We start from the raw sequence: 21,623 nt of genomic DNA on the forward strand, positions 1-21,623 counted from the left end.
CAAGAGGGAGTGCCGCCACATGGAAAACTGGGACGAAATCCGCACCGCCTTTCAGGTGGCGCGTCTCGGCACGGTTTCGGGCGCGGCCGAAGTGCTGGGCGTGCATCATGCCACGGTGATCCGCCATATTGATGCGCTTGAAAAGCGGCTGGGCACCCGGCTGTTCCAGCGCCATGCGCGGGGCTATACCCCGACCGAAGCGGGCCGAGATCTGCTGGGTGTGGCGCAGGCCACGGAGGAACAGTTCAGCCAGCTTGCCAGCCGCATCAAGGGTCAGGGCGAAACGGTGACGGGGGAATTGGTCGTCACCTCCATTGCCGGGCTGGCAGGGCTGCTGACCCCGGTTCTCGCCTCGTTTCAGGCGGCGCATCCGGGGCTTGTGGTGCGCTTCCTGACCGATATGCGGCTGTTCCGGCTGGATTATGGCGAGGCGCATGTGGCGATCCGCGCCGGGGCGATCCCGGAAGAGCCGGACAATGTGGTGCAGCCGCTGATCCGGCTGCGCACCGGGCTTTATGCCGCGCGCAGCTATGTTGCCGCCCATGGCCTGCCCAAGGGACCGGAGGATTTTGCCGGTCATCACTTCATCGGGGCCGACAGCGCCATGAGCCGCGCGCCGTTCCATCGCTGGCTGCGCGACACCGTGCCGCTGGAACAGATTGCCTTTCGCGCCACCGAACCCGCCGCTCTGGAGGCGGCGGTGCGCTCTGGCGCGGGGATCGGCTTCATCTCGCATTACCTGGCGGTGGATGACCCCGATCTGGTCGAGGTGATGGCCCCGCGCGATGACTGGGCGCCGCCGCTTTGGCTGGTCACCCATGTCGATCTGCACCGCACGGTAAAGGTGCAAAGCTTCCTCGCCCATCTGAAGGCGGCTGTGGCGGGCTGGGCGGCAGTATGATCGGCTGGACCGGCCTGACTGCGCCGCAACGCGGCCATGTTGCCATGCTTGCCTTTTCCGCACTGGTCGCGGGATCGTTTTCACTTGGCGCGATGGCCGCCCCGCATATCTCGCCCGCAGCGCTGACCGTGCCGCGCTTTGCGCTGGCCGGGGCGCTGGTCGGGGCGGCGGCCTTTGCCACCACCGGCGTGCCCCGTCAGGCCTTTCGCGCCCCCTGGCGGTATGTGTTCCTGGGGGCCTTGCTCGCCGCCTATTTCGTGCTGATGTTCGAGGGGCTGAAAACCGCCGCCGCCGTGCCCGCCGCCGCCGTGTTCACCCTGACGCCGCTGATGGCTGCAGGCTTTGGCTGGATAGTGCTGCGGCAGGTCACCACCGCGCGCATGGCGCTGGCGCTGACCATCGGGGCGTTGGGTGCGGTCTGGGTGATCTTTCGCGGCGATCCGGCGGCGGCCCTGCGCATGGAGATCGGACGCGGCGAGGCGATCTATTTCGTGGGCTGTATCGCCCATGCCCTCTATGCGCCACTGGTGCGCAAGCTGAACCGGGGCGAGCCGCCAGTGGTCTTTACCTTCGTGATGATGCTGGCGGGGTTTGCGCTGCTCTGTGTTTACGGCTGGCGCGATGTGATGGCGACGGATTGGGCCGCCCTGCCCGCCATCGTCTGGATCTGCCTTGTCTATGTCGCGGTGGCCGCCTCGGCCATGACGTTCGTGCTACTGCAATATGCGACGCTCAGCCTGCCGTCGGCAAAGGTGATGGCCTATACCTATCTGGTGCCCAGTTGGGTGCTGTTGTGGGAAATCGCGCTTGGCCGCCCGGTGCCGCCCGCCATCGTGCTGGGGGGCGTGGGCCTGACCGTGCTGGCCCTGCTGCTGCTGTTGAAGGACGAACACTGACGGCGCTTTTGCGCAGGTCACTGTGCCCGGATGCAGGGCGACAAGCGCGGCAAGGATGCCTAGATTCCCGGCAACGGAACAGGAGAGCAGATCATGGAATTCGGTCTTGATACCTTTGGCGATGTCACCCGCGATGCGTCAGGCACCCTGCAATCACAGGATCAGGTGTTGCGCGATGTGGTGGCGCAGGCGGTGCTGGCCGATCAGGCAGGGGTCGATGTGATCGCGCTGGGTGAACATCACCGCGATGATTTTGCGATTTCCGCACCCGAAATCCTGCTGGCCCATATCGCGGCCAAAACCGCGCGCATCAAGCTCGGCACCGCCGTCACCGTGCTGTCGACCGATGATCCGGTCCGGCTGTATCAGCGCTTCACCACGCTCAACGCGCTGTCGGGCGGACGGGGCGAGGTGATCCTTGGCCGGGGGTCGTTCAGCGAAAGCTATCCGCTGTTCGGCTATGAGATGAAGGATTACGAAACGCTGTTCGAGGAAAAGCTGGATCTGTTTGCCGCGCTGAACCGGGGAGGCCGGGTCAAATGGCAGGGCAGCCATCGCGCGGCCCTGAACGTGGCCGCCGTCTATCCGCCCGCCGGGCCCGGGGGCGTGGCGGCATGGATCGGTGTCGGCGGCAGCCCCGAATCGGTGGTGCGGGCAGTGCGCTATGACATGCCGATGATGCTGGCCATCATCGGGGGCGATGCCCGGCGTTTCCGGCCCTTTGTCGATCTCTATCATGATGCCTATACGCAGACCGGCGGCACTGCAAAACCGCTGGGCGTTCATTCGCCGGGCCTGATCGCCGAGACGGACGAGGCCGCCCGCGAAGCCGCCTTCACCGGCTACAAGGCCCTGCATGACCGCATCGGGCGCGAACGTGGCTGGCCGCCGATCACCCGCGAGGCGTTTCTGCGCGAGGTCGAGTCGGGCAGCCAATATGTCGGCAGCCCGCAGACCGTGGCGAAAAAGATCGTAGCCACCGTGCAGGCGCTGGGGCTGAGCCGGTTCAACATGAAATATTCGGCGGGCACCACCGGCCACAGCCATCTGATGCGCTCGGTCGAGCTTTACGGGACCAAGGTGATCCCGCTGGTGCGGGAAATGCTGGCAGACCGTCAGAAGGTCGCGGTCTGACACAACGGCGCGCCGCAACTCTGCGGCGCCGCCCACACCGGCACGCGGCAAACAGGCGTCGCTCCCCGAGGGGAAATTTCTAAGCCGTTGTTTTGCAATGAAAGAAAGTGGCGGACCCGGAGCGATTCGAACGCCCGACCCTCAGATTCGTAGTCTGATGCTCTATCCAGCTGAGCTACGGGTCCGTCTTGAGGGGGGATTTAGCGATAGCCCCGGGGGGATGCAAGGGAGAAAGTGCAGGAGGATGAAAACTTTATGCACCCACCTCTTGTCGCGCCTCGGCCAGCAGCCAATCGCGCAGGGCGCGCACCGGCTCTGGCAGATGCGCCAGACGCTGGCTCACCACATAAAAGTCGCGCCCGGTCTGCAGAACCTGCGCCGACACCTGCACCAGCCGCGCTGAGGCAAGTGCGTCGGCGACCAGACACCGGCTCGCCAACGCGATCCCCTGCCCGGCGATGGCGGCATCAATCGCGAGGGCGGTCTGATTGAACCGCAGCGCCGCCGTCACCGGGCGCACATCTGGCCCAAGAAATGCAGGCCAATGGCCATGGGCATCGTCGAGCAAGGCGAAGGCGGCAAATTCCCCCTGCGCCAGCGGCAGGACCCGCCCGCGCATCAGATCGGGGCTGGCCACCGCGATCACCTGCCCGGCAAACAGCAGATCCGCCCGCAGCCCGCCCGTCAGCGGCCCCGACAATTGCCGCACCGCCAGATCCACCCCGCCTGCCCCCAAGGGCGATACCGCCTCGCTGGCATGGATGTGCAGATCCATACCCGGATGGCTTTCGGCAAAGCTCGGCAGGCGCGGCAACAGCCATTTCGAGGCAAAGCTGGGGGTGACGCTCAACCGCAGCGCCTGCGGGTGCTGCCGCAGATCTGCCGTCGCCCGGCGAATCGTCTCGAACGCGCCCTGCACCTCGGCCAGATAGCGCACACCCGCATCGGTCAGCGACAGGCCCTTGGGGAGCCGGTGGAACAGCGCAAGGCCCAGTTGCGCCTCCAGCCCCCGCACCTGCTGTGCCACAGCGCCCTGCGTGACGCCCAGCGCATCGGCAGCGGCGCGAAAGCTGAGGCCACGCCCCGCCGCCTCAAAGGCACGCAGCGCATTCAGCGACGGCAGCCCCGGATCCTGCATATAGATTTTCTCCTGTCAGAGACGCGGTATTCTGCCGCGCATTTCCTGAAACTACAGGGTAATCTTCGGTGCAACACAACAGTTTTTCCCGAAAGGAATCCACACGTGGCACAGAACAAGGTGGCGCTGATCACGGCAGGCGGCAGCGGTATGGGGGCCGCAGCGGCGCGCAGGCTGGCCCGGGACGGCTATGCGGTGGCGATCCTGTCCTCCTCTGGCAAGGGATCGGCACTTGCGGCAGAGCTTGGCGGTCTGGGCGTCACCGGCTCCAACCAATCGAACGACGATCTGCAACAGCTTGCCGATCTGGCGCTGGCGCGTTGGGGCCGGATCGACGTGCTGGTGAACAGCGCAGGCCACGGGCCGCGCGCCGCCCTGCTGGAGATCACGGATGACCAATGGCACACCGGCCTTGATGTCTATCTGATGAATGTGATCCGCGCGGCGCGGATCGTGACCCCGGTGATGCAGCAGCAAAAGGCGGGGGCGATCATCAATATCTCCACCGCCTGGGCCTTTGAGCCGAGCGCGATGTTCCCCACTTCGGCGGTGTTCCGGGCCGGTCTGGCCGCCTATACCAAGCTGTTCGCCGATCAATATGCGGCAGAGAATATCCGCATGAACAACATACTGCCCGGCTGGATCGACAGCCTGCCGCAGACCGACAGCCGGAGGGACTCGGTGCCGATGGGGCGCTATGGCACCTCGGAGGAAATCGCGGCGACGGTGGCTTTTCTCGCGTCCGAGGGGGCGGGTTACATCACCGGGCAGAACCTGCGCGTGGATGGCGGGCTGATGCGCGCGCTGTGATCACGCGGGATCGGCGGGCAGATCCAGCCCGCCCCCCTTGGGCAGGCGGATCATGAATTCGGTGCCATCCTCATCGCTGCGCACCAGTTCCAGCCGCCCACCATGGCCGCGCACCAGCTCTGCCGAAATCGCCAGACCCAGACCCGAACCGCCTTTGCGCACCGATCCCTGAAAGGCCATGAACAGGTGTTCCCGCGCCTTGGGAGGCAGGCCCGGCCCGGTATCGCCGACCCTGATCCACCAATCCCGCTCATCCTCGCCAGCCGACAGTTCGATGGTGCCGCCGCGCCCGGTGGCGTCGATCGCCTGCCGCGCATTGCGCACCAGATTGGCCAGCACCCGCTGCACCTGTTCGGCATCGGCGCGGATCATCAGCCCCGGTGCCACATCCACAAGGCAGGCAGGGTCGCTGGTGGCAGACAGCCCCTCACCCTCGGCCACATCCTCCAGCATCGGGCGCATTGCGATGCGGGCCAGCCGGGGCGGATGTTCCTCGGCCTTGCCAAAGGCCAGCGTCGATTCGCACAGATTGACGGCGCGGCTGATCGAGGCCACCAGCTTGGGCACTGCCCGCGCCACCGCCGGATCCGCGCTTGTCTCGATCCGGTCGGCAAAGAGTTGCGCCGTGGTCAGGATGTTGCGCAGATCATGGCTGATCTTGGCCACCGCCCCGCCCAGCTGCGCCAACCGCTCTTTCTGACGCAGGGCCGAGGTGAGTTCGGTCTGCATCAGTTGCAGGGCCTCTTCCGCGCCGCGCAGCTCCACCACCCGCGCCGTGGGCGTGATCACAAACCGCGCATCCTCGGGCGCTTCGGCATAGGCCTGCATATGGCGCACCACGCGGCGGATCGGCACCACCAGCAGTCGGCGCACCGCAAAGAACAGCATCGCTGCCGTGATGATCGAAATCAGCGCCGACAGGAACAGGATGCGCAGGCCGTAATCCAGCATCTCTCGGCGCAGCGGGCTTTGCTTGAGCGTGATCTCGATCAGCAGACCCGCCTCCTGCACCGGATTGCCGATCACCCGGATGATGCGCTCTTGCGGATCGGCCAGCACGGCCATCGCGTCGCGGATCAGCACATAAGGCCCGCTCATCCGCAGGTCATAGGTTGCGGCCACCGGCTGTGGAATTTCGGAGGACAGCACCAGTTGCCGGATCTCGTCGCGGCGGAGCACCACGTTGAACACCCCGGCATTGGCCAGCAGTTCCGTCTCCAGTTCGGGGGTGATCATGCCGTCAGTGGCCAGCAGCGCCAGAGAGGCGATCTGCGCCTTTTCCAGCCGCAATTGCAGGTAATCCACCCGGAACCGCGCGATGGAGGGCACGAAGATCAGCACCTCGGCCAGCATCACAAAGGCAACGGTCAGCAGCAGGAAGCGCCCCGACAAGGTGTTCAAGATCCGCGCCGCCAGCCGCCCCAACACTTTGCCCTGCCCTTCACCCTGATCGCGTCATGCACGACGGCGGGGCAGACGGCCCCCGCCCGCGGGCCAGTGATCCGGCCTCAGGGAAGAAGACGCTGCACCAGCCGCACGCCCCGTTTCACCCAAGGATTATCAAAGAGTTTCGGGGAAAAATAGGCTCCTGCCGCGCGTTTCGATACGTCATTCAATGTCGGATAGGGCACGACCATGCCCGCCATGCTGCTCATCTTCAGACCCGAGGCCAGCGCCAGCGCCCAGAGGCCGATCAATTCGCCCGCCTGCGGCCCGATGATCGAGGCCCCGACCGGCCGCCCACCCACCACCATCACCTTCACCAGCCCGGTGGTGCGGGCCTCGGCCTGCGCGCGGTCGTTATGGGCAAACTCGGTGCGCAGCACGGTCAGCGCCGCGCCATGGGCGGCCCGCGCCTCGGCCTCGGTCAGGCCGACCTGCGCCAGTTCGGGGTCGCAGAAGGTGACACGCGGAATGTGATGCGTCCGCGCCCTGGAGGGCAGGCCAAACAGAATCGCGCGGATCACCACCCCCGCATGATAGCCCGCAACATGGGTGAATTGCAGCCCGCCCGCCGCATCGCCGATGGCATAGACCCGGCGATTGCTGACAGAGCGCAGATCCGCCCCCACCGTCACGCCGCGCGCCGTGGCCTCCACCCCGGCTGCCGCAAGGTTCAGCCGGTCCAGCGCCACCTTGCGTCCGGTGGCGACCAGCAGATGCGACCCTTCCACCTGCCGCCCGTCTTTCAGCGTGGCGACAATCGCCCCCGGCTCGCCGGACAGCGCCGTCACGGGTGCATCCTCAAGGATCTCCACCCCTTCGGCGCGCAGCGTGGCCAGCGCAATTGCCGCAAGCTCCGGGTCTTCGCGCCCCAGCGCGCGCGCCGCCTCGATCACCGTCACCGGCACGCCGAGCCGACGGTGCGCCTGCGCCATCTCGATCCCGATGGGGCCACCGCCCAGAATGATCAGATGGCGCGGTGCCGCGCGCAGCGCAAAGATCGTCTCATTGGTCAGATAGGGCACGCTGTCGATGCCGGGGATCGGGGGTACCGCCGCCGTCGATCCTGTGGCAATCACAAAGCGGCGCGCGCGGATGCGCTGACCGTCTGCCTCCACCTCGTCCGCCGCAGTAAAGCGGGCATAGGCGCGGATGACCTGCACCCCGAAGCCCTCGAACCGTTCCTGGCTGTCCATCGGCGCAATGGTGGCGATGGTGCGCGCCACATGATCCTTGACCGCCGCAAAATCCACCTTCGGCACCACCGGCGCAATGCCGAATGTTGCGCCCGAGGTCATCGCATGGGCCTGCTTTGCCGCCGCCAGCAGCGCCTTTGACGGCACACAGCCATGGTTCAGGCAATCGCCCCCCATCGCCGCGCCTTCGATCAGCACCACACGCGCGCCCATCTGCGCCGCGCCTGCGGCAAGCGACAAGCCGCCCGAGCCTGCGCCGATGATACACAGATCCGTCTCGATCATGGCAGGCTCCGATAACGTTTGAGGAGGATGGGCAGCGCGGCCAGCGCCGCCAGCCCGAGGATCGGGCCAAGGATATGCGGCGCGAAGATCACCGAAAGGTCCGGCGTCTCTCCCCGCGCGAAAACCTCGGACAGGCCCGCCCCGATCGAGGTGAACACCAGCGCGCCGGGTATGATGCCCAGGAATGTGGTCAGCGCAAAGCGCGACAGCCGCACCCCCAGAAAGGCCGGGATCAGATTGGCCAGCACAAAGGGCACCACCGGCACCAGCCGCATCAGGAACAGCACCGACAGTTCATTGTCCCGCAGCCCGGCCTGCAACCGCGCCACCTGCCCGCCCCTTTCCTGCATCTGCGCCGCAAACCGCGCGCCAAAGCCGCTGCGCGCCGCCAGAAAGATGCCCACCGCCCCAACCGTGGCCGCCGTCACATTGAACAGCACCCCCGGAAACACCCCGAACAGAAAGCCCCCGGTCAGCGTGGCAATCGTGGCCCCCGGCAAGGACAGCGCCACAATCGCCGCATAGGCCAGCCCGAAGCCCAGCGCCGTCAGCACGAAATGCGCATCGCGCCAGCCGATCAGGGTTTCGCGGTGGCGGGCCAGCGCCTCAAAGCTCAGATGGTCGCGCAGCGTGAACGCCCCCAGCGCCGCCACGCAGAGAATCAGCAGGATCGGAACCTTGGCAAGAATCCCCGAAGCGGGGCGCGGATCTGGAGTTTGGGGCACGGTTTGTCCTGTCTGTTCACCTGACACAGCATGTGCGATGCCGGGCCCCGACGGAAAGCCGCCTCACGCGGGGTTGATGCCACGCGACGCCAGACCGGGTTTGCGGGCCGGTTTTGTAACAAATCCTGGCCCGGCCATGGCAAAAGCCGAAATGAGCCCTGAAATGTTGCAGGAAAACCCGTGCAGGCGAATTGACTTGCGCCCTCCCCCCCCGTAAAGGACGGGCTTCAAGTTGCAGCGGCCCTCGAATCCGACAGGGTTTGGGCTGCAAAGTCTGATGGAGAGCCGCAATGAAGCGCACATACCAACCGTCCAACCTGGTTCGCAAGCGCCGCCATGGTTTCCGCGCCCGTATGGCCACCAAAGGTGGCCGTCTGGTTCTGGCAGCCCGCCGGTCCAAGGGCCGTGCGAAACTGTCGGCCTGATCTTGGCTGGCCTTTCGGGGCCGTCTGAGGGACGTGACATGACACCGCCGCTGGCTGAAGAAGCGCTCCGCATTGCGGAAGCTTCGGAAAGCCTCGCGGCGGTTTCGTCATGCCCGGTCAAGGGCAGCACCGCCAAACCCTATGTGATCCTGGCAAAACGCGCGGATTTCCTGCGCGCGGCTTCGGCCCGGCGTCAGGGCACCGGCGGTTTTCTGTTGCAGGCCCGGCGGCGCGGCGATGACAGCCCGGTGGTGCGCGTGGGGTTCACCTGCTCCAAGAAGATCGGCAATGCCGTGGCGCGCAACCGTGCCAAACGGCGGCTGCGCGAAGTGGTGCGCGCGGTTCTGCCCGCGCTGGCGCAGCCCGGCTGGGATTATGTGCTAGTCGGTAAACCCGGCGCGACGCTGACCCGCGATTTCGCGCTGTTGCTGACCGATCTGTCGGGTGCGCTGGTGCAAATTCACCGCGACCGCCCCGCGAAGGCCACGCCATGACGCCGCTGGCGCATCTGCTGGCCCTGCCGGTGCGCGCCTATCGCCTGCTGCTGTCGCCTTGGGTCGGGCATGGCTGCCGGTTTCAACCCACCTGTTCCGTCTATGCGCTGGAGGCCTTGCAGCGTCATGGCGGGGTAAAGGGCGGCTATCTGACCGCGCATCGCCTGTGCCGCTGCCATCCCTGGGGTGGGTCAGGTTATGATCCGGTGCCGGACACAGGTGACACCGCTCCGGACGACAAGACCGCCTGACCCCCTGATCAGGGCCGGGGCGCCGCTGCCCGGCGCAGCCGGTCATTGATCGCGCGGCCCAGCCCGGTTTCGGGAACAGGGGCAAAGGCAATGCTGCCACCCGGCCCGGCCAACGCATCGGCGGCGCGCAGCAGATGAAACAGGTTCGCCGCCGCCTCGGTCAGATCGCCGTCTGGCGACAGCGACAGATCCGCCGCACCGGGACCAAAGCCCACGAAGATCTCGCCCGGCTGCGGCACCGGCACATTCAACCGCACCCGCGCCTCGGGGGCGTAATGCGAGGCGAGTTGCCCAGGGGCCTTGGGGGTTGCCGGATCGTTCGGCAGCGCCAGTGCCGCCCCCAGAACCGCCTCGATGGCCTCGACCGGCACGCCGCCGGGGCGCAGCAAGGCGGGCTGGCCATCGAGCGCGAGGATGGTGCTTTCCACCCCCACCGCGCAGGCCCCACCATCCAGCACCGCCGCAATCCGGCCCGACAGACCCGCCAGCACATGATCGGCACGGGTGGGCGACACCCGGCCCGAAGGATTGGCCGAGGGGGCCGCCAGCGGGCCGTCAAATTCCGCCAGCAGGCGCTGCGCCAGCGGATGCGCCGGAACCCGGATCGCCACCGTGGTCAACCCCGCCGTCACCAGCGGTGACAGGGCCGCATCGTCGCGCAGCGGCAGCACCATCGTCAGCGGGCCGGGCCAGAAGGCTGCGGCCAGCCGCGCCGCCTCGGGCGTCAGCACCGCATATTGCGCAACAGCGGCCAGATCCGGCAGATGCACGATCAAAGGGTTGAAGGTAGGGCGGTTCTTCGCGGCAAAGATCGCTGCCACCGCCCGGTCATTGCGCGCATCCCCCGCCAGCCCATAGACGGTTTCCGTCGGCATCGCGACCAGCCCCCCCGCCCTCAGCAGGGCGACGGCGTCATGGATGCCTTCGGATGTGGCGGGCAGCAGGCGGGTTTGCATGATTCGTGACGTAGCGTTGACCTTGAGCATGGCTGACCTTGCGTTACTCTCGCAGCCAGAATTGCAGATCACATACGCCCGCGCCGCCCCAAAGCCAAGCGCGGCCAAGGAGGTTTCATGGCCTATCGCGCCCCCGTTTCCGAGTTCCGCTTTGTGTTTGACCACGTTGTCGGCATAGACAGGGTTTCGGCGACCGAAACCTTTGCCGAGGCAACCCCCGAAACGGTGGAGGCGATTCTGCTTGAGGCGGGTAAGCTGTGCGAAACCGTGCTCGCTCCGCTGAACCGCGAGGGCGACAAGGTGCCCGCGCGGCTGGAAAACGGTGTGGTGCGCACCTCGCCCGGCTATGCCGAAGGTTATCGCGCGATTGTCGAGGGAGGCTGGGTCGGCATGGCGGCAGACCCCGAATTCGGCGGCATGGGCCTGCCGATGGCCCTGACCACCGCCGTCAACGAGATGATGGGCGCGGCCTGTCTGGCGCTGCAACTGAACCCCCTGATGACTCAGGGCCAGATCGAGGCGCTAGAGCATCACGCCTCGGACGCGATCAAGGCGCTGTATATCCCCAAGCTGATTTCGGGCGAATGGTGCGGCACGATGAACCTGACCGAACCGCAGGCGGGCAGTGACGTGGGCGCCCTGCGCAGCCGCGCAGAGCCAAAGGGCGACGGAACTTATGCCGTGACCGGGCAGAAGATCTTCATCACCTGGGGCGACAATGACTTTACCGAAAACGTCTGCCATCTGGTTCTGGCGCGTCTGCCCGATGCGGCACCGGGCACCAAGGGCATCAGCCTGTTCATGGTGCCCAAGGTGATCCCGCGTGAGGATGGCAGCCTTGGCGCGCGCAACAGCCTGCAAGTGGTCAGTCTGGAGCATAAGCTGGGCCTGCACGGCTCGCCCACGGCGGTGATGCAGTTCGACGGCGCGACCGGCTGGCTGATCGGTCAGGAAAACAAGGGCATGGCCGCGATGTTCACCATGATGAACAACGCACGTCTGGGCGTGGGCATGCAGGGCGTGGCGGTGGCCGAAGCGGCGTTCCAGCACGCATTGGCCTACGCGTCCGAGCGCAAGCAGGGCCGCACACCGCTGGGGGCGGGCGCGATCATTGATCATGCCGATGTGCGCCGGATGCTGGCACAGATGAAGGCCGAAGTGTTCAGCGCCCGCGCCATCGCGCTGGCCTGCGCCGTGGCAATCGACATGGGCCGCGCCACCGGCAGCACCGACTGGCAGGCCCGTGCCGCGCTGCTGACCCCGATTGCCAAGGCCTATGGCACCGATATCGGCAACGAAGTGGCGCAGATGGGCATTCAGGTGCATGGCGGCATGGGCTTCATCGAAGAAACCGGCGCGGCGCAATTTGCCCGCGATGTGCGTGTAACCTCGATCTACGAAGGCACCAATGGCATTCAGGCGATGGATCTGGTCGGGCGCAAGCTGATGGACGGTGGCGAGGCCGCCTACCGCCTGCTGCAAGAGGTGGAAGACCACGCCGAAACCGCCCGTAGCCGCCAGCCCGATCTGGCCAATGATCTGTGGAACGCCGCCGAAGCCCTGCGCGAAGGCACGGAATGGCTGGTCGCCCAAGGCGCCGATGACCGCAACGCCGGGGCGGTGCCTTATCTGCGCGCCTTTGCGCGGGTTCTGGGCGCGCATTATCACCTGAAGGCCGCTCTGGCAGACGAAGCCCGCCTGCCGCTGGCGCGGGTGGCGATCAAGCGGCTGTTGCCGGAACATACCGGCCTTCTGGCACAAATGCGCGAGGGGTCGGCCGGGCTTTACGCCCTGACCCCCGAGGCGCTGGCATCTTGAGCGAGCCGCTCCGCTTTCCGTTCGAGCCGCCTGCCCCCGGCACTGCGGTGCAGGTAGCCGAGGGCGTGTTGTGGCTGCGCCTGCCGCTGCCGATGGTGCTGGATCACGTCAATGTCTTTGCACTGGACGAGGGCGATGGCTGGACCGTGGTCGATACCGGCTTTGACAGCCGCAAAAGTCGGGGCCTGTGGCAGGATCTGCTGGCGGGCCCCTTGGGCGGGCGCCCGGTGCGGCGCGTCGTGGTCACGCATCACCACCCCGACCATATCGGGCTGGCGGGCTGGTTTCAGGCGCAGGGGGCCGAACTTGCTATCCCACGCACCGCTTGGCTATACGCCCGCATGCTGACTCTGGATGTGCAGGACCGGCCCCGCCCCGAACAGATGGCCTTCTGGCGCAGCGCCGGCATGGATCCGGCGCTGCTGTCCAAACGCGCCGACGAACGGCCCTTCAACTTTGCCGATGTGGTGCATCCGCTGCCATTGGGCTTTACCCGGCTGGCAGAGGGCGGCGAGATCACCATGGGCGGGCGGCGCTGGCAGATCGCCATGGGCAATGGCCACGCCCCCGAACACGCGACATTCTGGAGCCTTGATGACGATCTGGTGATTGGCGGCGATCAGCTGCTGCCCTCCATCTCGGCCAATATCGGCGTTTATCCGACCGAACCGGAGGCGGATCCGCTGGGGGAATGGATCCTCGCCTGCGACAAGTTCTCGGCCATGGCAGATGACCGGCACCTCGTGCTGCCCGGCCACAAACTGCCCTTTACCGGCCTGCCGCTGCGCCTGCGCCAGATGGTTGAAAACCATGAAAACGCGCTGGCACGGCTGTTTGAACACCTGACCACGCCGCGCACGGCGACAGGCTGTTTTCCGGCGCTGTTCAAACGCGAGATTGGCGACAGCGAATACGGGCTGGCGCTGGTCGAGGCGGTGGCGCATCTCAATTACCTCTTGCAGCGCGGGCTCGCCCGGCGTTTTCTGAACGCCGAGGGCATCTGGCTGTGGGAGAGGGCATGACAGACGAGATATTCACCACCGCCGACGCGCTGGAGGCCAGCATCCTGCCCTGTGCCCGCGTGGTGCATTCCGATCCCAATATGCCCGCCACGGCGGAACAGCAGCCCTTGCCCGCTGCGGTGTCGAAAAAGCCGGTCGATCAGAAAAGCCCGGCGGAATGGGCCTATGAGCGGCTGATCCTCTATATCCGCAACTTTGAAGGCCAGCTCGACACCAAACATGAAATCGCCATGGGCTTTGCCGGGGGCGATGCCGGGGTGCTGCGGATCGAGGGGCTTGGCTATTTCGACCCCGATATGATCACCTTTTATGGCCGCGATGATGACGGGGCCAAGACGCAGCTGGTGCAGCACGTCACCCAGCTGAACGTCATGCTGCGCGCCATTCCCCGCGCCGAGCCGGATACACCGCCCCGCCGCATCGGCTTCCGCCTTGCGAAAGACTGGGACGAGCCGCCCGCGCCGGGGCGTGACAGCGCCGTGTGAATCAGCTATGGGGCAGGAAACGCGACCATTTACGGGAGAGACAGGCAATGGCCGAACATAAACATGGCAGCATGGACATCCAGGTTCAGGAAAAGACCTTTGAAGGTTTCATCAAGCTAGTCACCTGGGGGGCCGCGCTGTCGATAGGCGTGCTGATTTTCCTCGCGCTGGCAAATTCCTGATCTCTGCCCGCCCGGGCCGAGTTCTGCCCCTTCCTGTTTTGCCCTGACCTGAGGAGCGCCCGATGCGCCGCCATTTCCTGTGCCTTGCCGCTGTTGCGGCGCTGTCTGCCTGCGGGGCGGCAGAACCGCTCTGGGCACCGCAAGAGGCGGTCAATGCCGCGCGTTATGTGCATCCCGGCCCGCCCGCGATCACCTTGTTCACCGTGATCAGCAACCGCAACGGTTCGGGCGTGCATTCGGGGCTGATGATCAACGGCTCGCAGCGCATCATGTTCGACCCGGCCGGAAGCTGGCAATTGCCGCGCCTGGCCGAACGCAATGACGTGCATTTCGGCATCACCGACAAGATGGTCGATTTCTACATCGACTATCATGCGCGTGAGACGTTCCATATGGTCGAGCAGACCAAGATCGTCTCGCCCGAGGTGGCCGAACTGGTGCTGCAACGCGCCATGGCGTATGGCGCGGTGGCCAAGGCCAATTGCACCAACTCGATCTCCGACATTCTGGCAGGCGTGCCCGGCTTTGAAACCCTGCCGCAGACCTATTTCCCGAAGAAATACATGGAAGCCTTCCGCACCCTGCCCGGTGTGACCGAACGCAAAATCACCGATGACGATGCCGATGACAATCACGGCGTGCTTCTGGTGCAGAAGGGCGATCCGCGACTGGACGAACAGCCGCCGCTCTGATCAGCCGATCAACAGCGGCAAGCCGAACAGGGTGATGGCCCCCGCCGCAATCGCGGCGAGGGTGTTGCGTGTCACAACCCCCACCAGCACCGTGGCGCAGGCCGCCGCAAGGCGCGCGGCATCGGTCTCGCCGCCGGTTGCGGCAGGCCAGAGCGTTGCGGGCGCAACAAGGCCCGGGATCACCGCCATCGGCGTATAACGCAGCAGTTTCAGCACGATAGGCGGCAGATTGCGATTGCCGATCAGGCCCAGAAACGAAAAGCGCAGCAGAAACGTGCCCAGGCCAAGGCCAAAGATCACTGTCCAGAGTTGCCATTTCGTTGCGATCATCTCGGGGATCATGGCTCAGGCCTTTTCCGTCAGCGTTTCAACAAGCGCGCCCGTGGCCATCGCCGCCGCCGCCGCCACCAGCAGACCGCTGGAATAGGGCATCCACCACAGCGCCAGCGTGACGCCGACCGAGACCGCCGCCGCCGCCATATGCGCCGAGGTGCGCAGCATCGGCGCGATCATGGCCAGAAAGGCGATGGGGACCGCGAAATCCAGCGCATATTCCGGCGGAATGGCCCGCCCGAAGGTCGCCCCCGCCCAGGTTGCCACATACCAGAGCGGGCAAACCGGCACGACCGCGCCAAAGAAAAACGCAAGCTTTTCGGGCAGACTTTGTTGCGGGTTCCGCTCAAACTCTGCCGCCGCCGCGACATAACTCTGATCCACCAGAAAGTAGGAGATCAGCGCCCGCTGCCACAGCTTTGACGCGCCCAGATGCGGGGTCAGCGCGGCGGAATACATCGCCATGCGCAGATTGACCGCCGTGGCCGTCAGGATCACGATCAGCAACGGCGCCCCGTCCTGCATCAGCTGCACGGCGGCGAACTGCGCCGCCCCCGCGATGACGATGACGGAAAACGCCATGGTTTCCGCAACGCTCATGCCCGCGTTGGTGGCCACAACGCCGAACAGCGCGCCGAACGGCAGAATGACAATCGCAAAGGGCAGCGAGGCGAGATTGCCGCGCAAAAAGGCGGCACGGGTCAGGGACATGGACTGCTCCGGCAGGGGAAGGGTGTTCCGGCTTTACGGACGGGCCTGCAAGGCTTAGGCCTTTGACACGGGGGATGCAATCAGGAGCGGTGCGTGCAGATCTTCGGAGTGATCCTTGCCGGCGGTGCGGGGCGGCGCATGGGCGGGGCGGATGGCACGGGGGCCGACAAGGCGCTGCTGCGACTGGCCGGGCAGCCCCTTGTGCTGAATGCGCGCGACCGGCTTGAGCCGCAGGTGGCGGCGCTGGCGATTTCGGCCAATGGCGATCCGGCGCGTTTTGCCTTTACCGGCCTGCCGGTGCTGGCAGATGACGTGTCGCAAGGCCCGCTGTCCGGCGTTCTGACCGCGCTGGACTGGGCGGCGGCGCAGGGCGCGGATGCGGTGGTCTCTGTCGCGGTCGACACGCCGTTCTTTCCCGGTGATCTGGTGCCGCGCCTTTGGCTGGCGGGCAATGGCGCGCTGGCGGTGGCGGAATGTGGCGGGCGTCAGCACCCGACCTTCGCCTTGTGGCCGGTGGCGCTGCGCGATGATCTGCGGGCATGGCTGGCAGAGGGGCAGGCCCGGCTGATGGCCTTTGCGGCGCGCCACGCGGCGGCGCAGGCGGTGTTTCCAACCGGCACCCCGGATCCTTTCAGCAATATCAACACGCCCGCCGATCTGGCGCAGGCCGAAGCGGCCCTGCGCGCATGACCCCCTTCCCCCATATCGCGGTGGTGGATTGGTCGGCGGCGTCACAGCCCTCGCCCGCGCGCGAAGCGGCCGATGCGATCTGGATCGGCATCTGTGGCCCCGACGGCGAAACCACGCAGTATCACCGCACCCGCGCCGGGGCCGAAGCGGCTCTTACGGCCCTTTGCGCAACCGGGCGCTGGTTGATCGGCTTTGATTTTCCGATGGGCTATCCAGCCGGTTTTGCCGCGCGCCTGACGGGCCACGCTGCGGCAAGCGCGGTCTGGCACTGGCTGGCAGACCAGATCAGTGATGGCCCGGACAACCGCAACAACCGCTTTGCCATTGCCGCCGCGATCAACCGGCAGTTTGGCGGCGGCCCGTTCTGGGGCCGTCCGGCAACGCTGGACCTGCCCGACCTGCCGCCGCGCAAGACGGTCGATTACGCGCGGCTCGGCCTGCCGGAACGGCGTCGGGTGGAACAGGCGGTGCCACGGGCACAGCCGGTGTGGAAGCTGTTCACCACCGGCTCTGTCGGATCGCAAAGCCTGATGGGCCTGCCGATGATCGCACGTCTGGCCCCCCGGCCGGGGATCAGCGTCTGGCCGTTTCACCCCCCGGCCCGTGTGGTGCTGACCGAAGTCTATCCATCACTGCTGGGCCACCGCATTACCGAGGCGATGGCACAGGGAGAAACGATCAAGGACCGCGCACAGGTGCGGCTTCTGGCGCGCGCGCTGTGGCAGCTGTCACACTCCGGGCAGCTGGCCGCCCTGCTGGCCGATGCCCCTGATTCTGTCTGTCAGGAAGAGGGCTGGATCCTCGGCGCAGGCCATGCCGCCGCCTTGCAACGGGCCGCCGCATGAATGTGACCCTGCATCTGGGCCTGCCCAACTCTCACCGCAAGACTGCCGCATTGCTGTATTGGGAGGCCTTCGGCGGCAAGCTGGGCCGTGTCATGGGCCCCGAGGCCAAGGCGCTCGCCTATCTGGAACGCGTGATCCAGGCCGACCATGTGATCATCGCGCTGGAGGGCGAGGCCATGATCGGCATGGCCGGGTTCAAGACCCCAAATGGCGCATTTGCCGACGGCGGCTGGAAAGACATGAGGCAAATTTATGGCACAATTGGCGCAATCTGGCGCTTAGGACTTCTCGCACTACTCAACCGGGAGGTTGATAACCACCGCTTTCTGGTGGATGGCATCTGCGTCTCACACAACCATCGCGGGCATGGTGTGGGGGCCGCATTGGTGCAAGCCCTGTGCGCCGAAGCCGCCGCGCGCGGCTATTCCGTCGTGCGGCTGGAGGTGATCGACACCAACCTGCGCGCGCGAAAACTATATGAAAGATTAGGGTTTACGGTGTTGCGGCGCGATGAACTGGGCATTTTGCGCCATGCGTTCGGCTTTGCATCCGCCACAACGATGATCCGCGAGCTGGATCAGACCGACGGCGCGGATTAGACGCCGCCAACCAGTTTCAGATACATCAAGGCCATCAGCCCCATCATCAGCGCGAGGCGCTGGGGTTGCGGTTGCAGCCGGTCTTGCGGGATGTCGAGCCAATGTTCCATAGGCCGCTTTTACAACACAATTTGACCTTAATGGTTAAGTTTCTGTTAATAACTTCCGCAACAGCCCGTTTCCCGGTTGGAAACTGCGCTGCCCCAAAGCGCCCCCGAACCAGCCCGCCCTGCCCTTCCCCTTTCCGCCCCGATGCGCTAAGGCCAAGGCGCTGACTGCTGCTGCAATTCCCGAGGGCCATGCCATGAAATTCACCCTGTCCTGGTTGAAGGATCATCTCGATACCACCGCACCGCTGGACGAGATCCTCTATGCACTGACCGACCTTGGCCACGAGGTCGAAGAGGTGCAGAACCCCGAGGACAGCCTGGGTGCCTTTCGCATCTGTCGGGTGATCGAAGCGGTGCAGCACCCCAATGCCGACCGGCTGCGCGTCTGCCGCGTGGCAACCTGGCCGAACGGGCCGGATGGCGCGATGGAAGAAATTCAGGTGGTCTGCGGCGCGCCCAATGCCCGCACCGGGCTGGTGGGTGTGTTCGCCCCCACCGGCACCCATGTGCCCGGAACCGGGGTCGACTTGAAACCCGGCAATATCCGCGGCGTCGACAGCAACGGCATGCTCTGCTCGGAACGCGAGCTGGAGCTGTCAGACGATCACAACGGCATCATTGATCTGCCCGAAGATGCGCCGGTGGGCGTGCGCTTCATTGACTACAAGGGTCTGAATGACCCGATGATCTATGTGAAGATCACCCCTAACCGCCCCGATGGTCTGGGCGTGCGCGGTCTGGCCCGCGATCTGGCAGCGCGCGGTCTTGGCACACTGAAACCGCTGGAAGTGCCGCAGATCACCGCCGCCTTCCCGGCACCGATCAAGGTGACAATCGACCCGGCGCTCAAGACCAAGGGCTGCCCGGTTTTCGCAGGCCGGGTGATCCGGGGCGTGAAGAACGGCCCCTCGCCGGACTGGCTGGCCGCGCGGCTGAAAGCCATCGGCCTGCGCCCGATTTCCACGCTGGTGGACATCACCAACTACTTCACCTTCGGGCTCAACCGCCCGCTGCATGTGTTCGACATGGCCAAGGTGCAGGGCGATCTGCGCATTCATCCGGCCGAAGGCGGCGAAACGCTGCTGGCGCTGGATGGCAAGACCTATACGCTCGCCCCCGGCATGATGCTGATCTCGGATGATACCGGGCCGGAAAGCTTGGCTGGCATCATGGGTGGCGAGACGACCGGCTGTGACGAAACCACCGTGGATGTGTTCCTGGAATCCGCCTTCTGGGATCCGATCACCATTGCCACCACGGGCCGCGCCCTGCGGATCAATTCCGATGCGCGCTACCGCTTTGAACGCGGCGTCGATCCGGCCTTCACCCTGCCGGGGCTGGATCTGGCAACGCAGATGGTGCTGGAGCTGTGCGGCGGCGAAGCCTCCGATCTGGTGGTGGATGGCACCGTGCCCGACACGACGCGCAGCTACACGCTCGATCCCGCGCGTGTGGTCAGCCTCGTCGGCATGGACATCCCCGAAGCCGAGCAACGCGCCACCCTTGCGGCACTGGGCTTCACACTGGAGGGCAATCAGGTGACACCGCCGACCTGGCGCCCCGATGTGCTGGGCAGCGCCGATCTGGTGGAAGAGGTGGCCCGCGTCGCATCGCTGTCGAAATTGGTCGGCAAACCGATGGCCCGCGCGCTGCCGGGCGTGCCGCGCCCGATCCTGACGCCGCTGCAAACCCGCGAAAGGGCGGCGCGGCGGCAGATTGCGGCGCTGGGATACAATGAATGTGTCACCTACAGCTTCATCGACCAGACCGCCGCCACCCTGTTCGGCGGCGGCAGTGATGCTGTGCGCATCGACAATCCGATCTCGTCGGAAATGTCGCATCTGCGCCCCGATCTGCTGCCCGGCCTGCTGCGCGCCGCGGCCCGCAATCAGGCACGCGGCTTTGCCGATCTCGCCCTGTTCGAGGTCGGCCCGGTCTTTGTCGGCGGCGAGCCGGGCGAACAGGCGCTGCAAGCCACCGGCCTGCTGATCGGCGCCTCTGCCGCGCGCGATCCCTATGGCTCGCGCCGCCCTGTCGATCTGTTCGACGCCAAGGCCGATGCCGAAGCGGTGCTGGCCGCCCTCGGCGCCCCCGCCAAAGTGCAGATCACCCGCAAGGTCGCGGGCTGGTGGCATCCCGGCCGGTCGGGCGTGATCGGCCTCGGGCCGAATGTCATGGCCAGCTTTGGCGAGGTTCACCCGCGCGTTCTGGCAGCGCTGGATGTGAAAGGCCCGGCCGTGGCCTTCACTGTGCTTGTCGCCAATGTGCCGATGCCCAAGGTGAAAACCCCGACGCGCCCCGCGCTGACCCTGTCGGATCTGCAAGCGGTGGACCGCGATTTCTCCTTTGTCGTGGATGCCCAGGTCGAAGCTCTGACTCTGGTCAACGCAGCCCAGGGCGCGGACAAGGCGCTGATCGCCGCCGTGCGGGTGTTCGATCAGTTTACCGGCGACAAGGCCGAGGCGCAGATGGGTGTCGGCAAGAAATCCATCGCCATCACCCTGCGCCTGCAACCGCAGGACAAGACGCTGACCGAGGCCGAGATCGAGGCCGTGTCCGCCAAGGTGGTCGAAAAGGTCAGCAAGGCCACCGGCGGCAGCCTGCGCAAATAAGCAAAGGGGGGCGACAGCGCCCCCCTCATCCGTTGCCCATCCGGCAAGGTCACGGTTTGAGTATTTGGACAAAATGCAAATCCCTGCAACTTGCACTTTGTTCAAATACTCATCTGCAAGCAGCCGCCGCACCACATTCTGACATAAGCGCCAAGGCCGCCGCTGCGGCCGCGTTTGCCGGGGGCTCGATGCCCACGGCAAACGCTTCCCGTCTCAGGGTTTGCGCCCGAACATCCGCCCCCAGAAGCCACGCGCCTTGTCGCGCGCAGCATCGGCGCGGGCATCCACCGCATCCAGTGTATTGTTCAGATCATCCACTGCAGGGTCGATCATCCGCTCGCGGAATTGCAGCCACATGCGCCGCAGCATCAACAGCGCCAGCCCCAGCATGCCCAGCACGATGATGCTCACCCAGGGGATCAGCCGCACATCCGGCCCTTCGACCGCACGCACTTTTACCGCGTTGGGGTAAATCGAGAAAATCGGCATACGCCAGCCATAATGGGTCACGGCAACCCATTGCGGTGTCTCTTTCGGGCTTTCAAGGTTCTTCGCCTCGGCCTGAAGGTTGGAACTGTCATATTTGAAATAGGGCGGCCAGATCCAGCCGGTATCCTCGTTGCGATAGACCATCACGTCACCATCGGGAAACACCGCCTCGATGAACCGGATATCCCGACGGTCCACCGTCGTTGTTGTGGTGCCGCTGTCGGGCGAGGCGTAAAAGATGGAATTCGCCCCCACCTCGGTCAGCCGGTTATAGGTGCCGGTGATCCGCACGATATCGCGCTGCGGCAGGGTATAGTGCAGGAAGGCCAGCACCACCGCCAACACTGTCAGCCGGATACCCCATTTGATATAGGTCCACAT

General features: G+C 65.7%; 24 protein-coding genes and 1 tRNA gene. 16 read left to right on the forward strand and 9 right to left on the reverse strand.

Annotated elements, in window-relative coordinates; all coding sequences use genetic code 11:
- Window positions 1-19: 19 nt before the first annotated feature.
- The 3 genes from KM031_RS06525 (at window position 20) to KM031_RS06535 (ending at window position 2,931) form a co-directional block, all read left to right on the forward strand.
- Complete coding sequence (locus KM031_RS06525; RefSeq protein ID WP_215503721.1) at window positions 20-901, forward strand: LysR family transcriptional regulator; 882 nt, start codon at window positions 20-22, stop codon at window positions 899-901.
- A complete protein-coding gene (locus tag KM031_RS06530; protein WP_215503722.1) occupies window positions 898-1,797 on the forward strand; it encodes a DMT family transporter in 900 nt (299 codons plus the stop codon). The genes KM031_RS06525 and KM031_RS06530 overlap by 4 nt, the downstream gene beginning before the upstream one ends.
- Before the next feature lie 93 nt (window positions 1,798-1,890).
- Window positions 1,891-2,931, forward strand: a complete 1,041-nt coding sequence (locus KM031_RS06535; RefSeq protein ID WP_215503723.1) for an LLM class flavin-dependent oxidoreductase — start codon at window positions 1,891-1,893, stop codon at window positions 2,929-2,931.
- A gap of 108 nt (window positions 2,932-3,039) precedes the next feature.
- Here KM031_RS06535 and KM031_RS06540 read toward each other — a convergent pair.
- Together KM031_RS06540 and KM031_RS06545 are read right to left on the reverse strand one after the other, a co-directional pair.
- Window positions 3,040-3,116: transfer RNA gene (locus KM031_RS06540), tRNA-Arg, on the reverse strand.
- Window positions 3,117-3,184: 68 nt separating this feature from the next.
- Entirely contained in the window at window positions 3,185-4,069 is an 885-nt protein-coding gene (locus tag KM031_RS06545) for a LysR substrate-binding domain-containing protein (protein WP_215503724.1), read from the reverse strand.
- A gap of 105 nt (window positions 4,070-4,174) precedes the next feature.
- Between KM031_RS06545 and KM031_RS06550 the strand changes: the two genes are divergently transcribed.
- A complete protein-coding gene (locus KM031_RS06550) occupies window positions 4,175-4,879 on the forward strand; it encodes an SDR family oxidoreductase (RefSeq protein ID WP_215503725.1) in 705 nt (234 codons plus the stop codon).
- On the opposite strand, the gene KM031_RS06555 is transcribed toward KM031_RS06550, so the two are convergent.
- The 3 genes from KM031_RS06555 to KM031_RS06565 form a co-directional block, all read right to left on the reverse strand.
- The gene (locus KM031_RS06555) at window positions 4,880-6,232 is read right to left on the reverse strand and encodes a sensor histidine kinase (RefSeq protein ID WP_215503967.1); all 1,353 of its coding nucleotides are present in this window, start codon (window positions 6,230-6,232) and stop codon (window positions 4,880-4,882) included.
- Window positions 6,233-6,387: 155 nt separating this feature from the next.
- A complete protein-coding gene (locus tag KM031_RS06560; protein ID WP_215503726.1) occupies window positions 6,388-7,803 on the reverse strand; it encodes a dihydrolipoyl dehydrogenase family protein in 1,416 nt (471 codons plus the stop codon).
- Window positions 7,800-8,528 carry a TVP38/TMEM64 family protein gene (locus KM031_RS06565; protein WP_215503727.1) on the reverse strand — a complete coding sequence of 243 codons (729 nt, stop codon included), beginning with the start codon at window positions 8,526-8,528 and terminating at the stop codon, window positions 7,800-7,802. Before KM031_RS06565 ends, KM031_RS06560 begins: the two co-directional genes overlap by 4 nt.
- Window positions 8,529-8,818: 290 nt before the next feature.
- On the opposite strand from KM031_RS06565, the gene rpmH reads away from it, so the two are divergent.
- Genes rpmH through yidD form a run of 3 tightly spaced genes read left to right on the forward strand, consistent with a single transcriptional unit; the run spans window position 8,819 to window position 9,698 of the window.
- The gene (rpmH, locus tag KM031_RS06570) at window positions 8,819-8,953 is read left to right on the forward strand and encodes a 50S ribosomal protein L34 (RefSeq protein WP_215503728.1); all 135 of its coding nucleotides are present in this window, start codon (window positions 8,819-8,821) and stop codon (window positions 8,951-8,953) included.
- Between the two features lie 38 nt (window positions 8,954-8,991).
- Window positions 8,992-9,447 (forward strand): ribonuclease P protein component, encoded by a 456-nt coding sequence (gene rnpA, locus KM031_RS06575; protein ID WP_215503729.1) that lies wholly within the window; start codon window positions 8,992-8,994, stop codon window positions 9,445-9,447.
- Window positions 9,444-9,698, forward strand: coding sequence for a membrane protein insertion efficiency factor YidD (gene yidD, locus KM031_RS06580; protein ID WP_215503730.1), 255 nt, complete (start codon window positions 9,444-9,446; stop codon window positions 9,696-9,698). Before rnpA ends, yidD begins: the two co-directional genes overlap by 4 nt.
- An 8-nt stretch (window positions 9,699-9,706) precedes the next feature.
- Here yidD and KM031_RS06585 read toward each other — a convergent pair whose 3' ends face one another.
- Complete coding sequence (locus KM031_RS06585) at window positions 9,707-10,657, reverse strand: L-threonylcarbamoyladenylate synthase (protein WP_215503968.1); 951 nt, start codon at window positions 10,655-10,657, stop codon at window positions 9,707-9,709.
- Window positions 10,658-10,771: 114 nt separating this feature from the next.
- Here KM031_RS06585 and KM031_RS06590 point away from each other — a divergent pair, with 114 nt between their 5' ends.
- From KM031_RS06590 to KM031_RS06610, 5 genes are all read left to right on the forward strand, one after another.
- A complete protein-coding gene (locus KM031_RS06590; RefSeq protein ID WP_215503731.1) occupies window positions 10,772-12,472 on the forward strand; it encodes an acyl-CoA dehydrogenase in 1,701 nt (566 codons plus the stop codon).
- Complete coding sequence (locus tag KM031_RS06595) at window positions 12,469-13,494, forward strand: MBL fold metallo-hydrolase (RefSeq protein WP_215503732.1); 1,026 nt, start codon at window positions 12,469-12,471, stop codon at window positions 13,492-13,494. The genes KM031_RS06590 and KM031_RS06595 overlap by 4 nt, the downstream gene beginning before the upstream one ends.
- Window positions 13,491-13,979, forward strand: a complete 489-nt coding sequence (locus tag KM031_RS06600) for a DUF6173 family protein (protein ID WP_215503733.1) — start codon at window positions 13,491-13,493, stop codon at window positions 13,977-13,979. Before KM031_RS06595 ends, KM031_RS06600 begins: the two co-directional genes overlap by 4 nt.
- A 47-nt stretch (window positions 13,980-14,026) precedes the next feature.
- Window positions 14,027-14,161 carry an aa3-type cytochrome c oxidase subunit IV gene (locus tag KM031_RS06605; protein ID WP_215503734.1) on the forward strand — a complete coding sequence of 45 codons (135 nt, stop codon included), beginning with the start codon at window positions 14,027-14,029 and terminating at the stop codon, window positions 14,159-14,161.
- A gap of 62 nt (window positions 14,162-14,223) precedes the next feature.
- Window positions 14,224-14,853 (forward strand): hypothetical protein, encoded by a 630-nt coding sequence (locus KM031_RS06610; RefSeq protein WP_215503735.1) that lies wholly within the window; start codon window positions 14,224-14,226, stop codon window positions 14,851-14,853.
- On the opposite strand, the gene KM031_RS06615 is transcribed toward KM031_RS06610, so the two are convergent.
- A complete protein-coding gene (locus KM031_RS06615) occupies window positions 14,854-15,183 on the reverse strand; it encodes an AzlD domain-containing protein (RefSeq protein ID WP_215503969.1) in 330 nt (109 codons plus the stop codon).
- Between the two features lie 15 nt (window positions 15,184-15,198).
- A complete protein-coding gene (locus KM031_RS06620; RefSeq protein ID WP_215503736.1) occupies window positions 15,199-15,897 on the reverse strand; it encodes an AzlC family ABC transporter permease in 699 nt (232 codons plus the stop codon).
- A gap of 93 nt (window positions 15,898-15,990) precedes the next feature.
- Between KM031_RS06620 and mobA the strand changes: the two genes are divergently transcribed.
- From mobA to pheT, 4 genes are all read left to right on the forward strand, one after another.
- Complete coding sequence (gene mobA / locus KM031_RS06625; RefSeq protein WP_215503737.1) at window positions 15,991-16,587, forward strand: molybdenum cofactor guanylyltransferase MobA; 597 nt, start codon at window positions 15,991-15,993, stop codon at window positions 16,585-16,587.
- Entirely contained in the window at window positions 16,584-17,432 is an 849-nt protein-coding gene (locus KM031_RS06630) for a molybdopterin guanine dinucleotide synthesis (RefSeq protein ID WP_215503738.1), read from the forward strand. Before mobA ends, KM031_RS06630 begins: the two co-directional genes overlap by 4 nt.
- Window positions 17,429-18,031 carry a GNAT family N-acetyltransferase gene (locus tag KM031_RS06635; RefSeq protein WP_215503739.1) on the forward strand — a complete coding sequence of 201 codons (603 nt, stop codon included), beginning with the start codon at window positions 17,429-17,431 and terminating at the stop codon, window positions 18,029-18,031. Before KM031_RS06630 ends, KM031_RS06635 begins: the two co-directional genes overlap by 4 nt.
- Before the next feature lie 304 nt (window positions 18,032-18,335).
- On the forward strand, window positions 18,336-20,753 hold the full coding sequence (gene pheT, locus KM031_RS06640) for a phenylalanine--tRNA ligase subunit beta (RefSeq protein WP_215503740.1): 2,418 nt from the start codon (window positions 18,336-18,338) through the stop codon (window positions 20,751-20,753).
- Window positions 20,754-20,966: 213 nt separating this feature from the next.
- Here pheT and KM031_RS06645 read toward each other — a convergent pair whose 3' ends face one another.
- Window positions 20,967-21,623: a DUF1523 family protein gene (locus KM031_RS06645; RefSeq protein WP_215503741.1), complete on the reverse strand. Its 657-nt coding sequence runs from the start codon at window positions 21,621-21,623 to the stop codon at window positions 20,967-20,969.

Origin of the sequence: Gemmobacter fulvus (assembly GCF_018798885.1) — a bacterium.
In the GTDB taxonomy this organism is placed as follows: domain Bacteria; phylum Pseudomonadota; class Alphaproteobacteria; order Rhodobacterales; family Rhodobacteraceae; genus Gemmobacter; species Gemmobacter fulvus.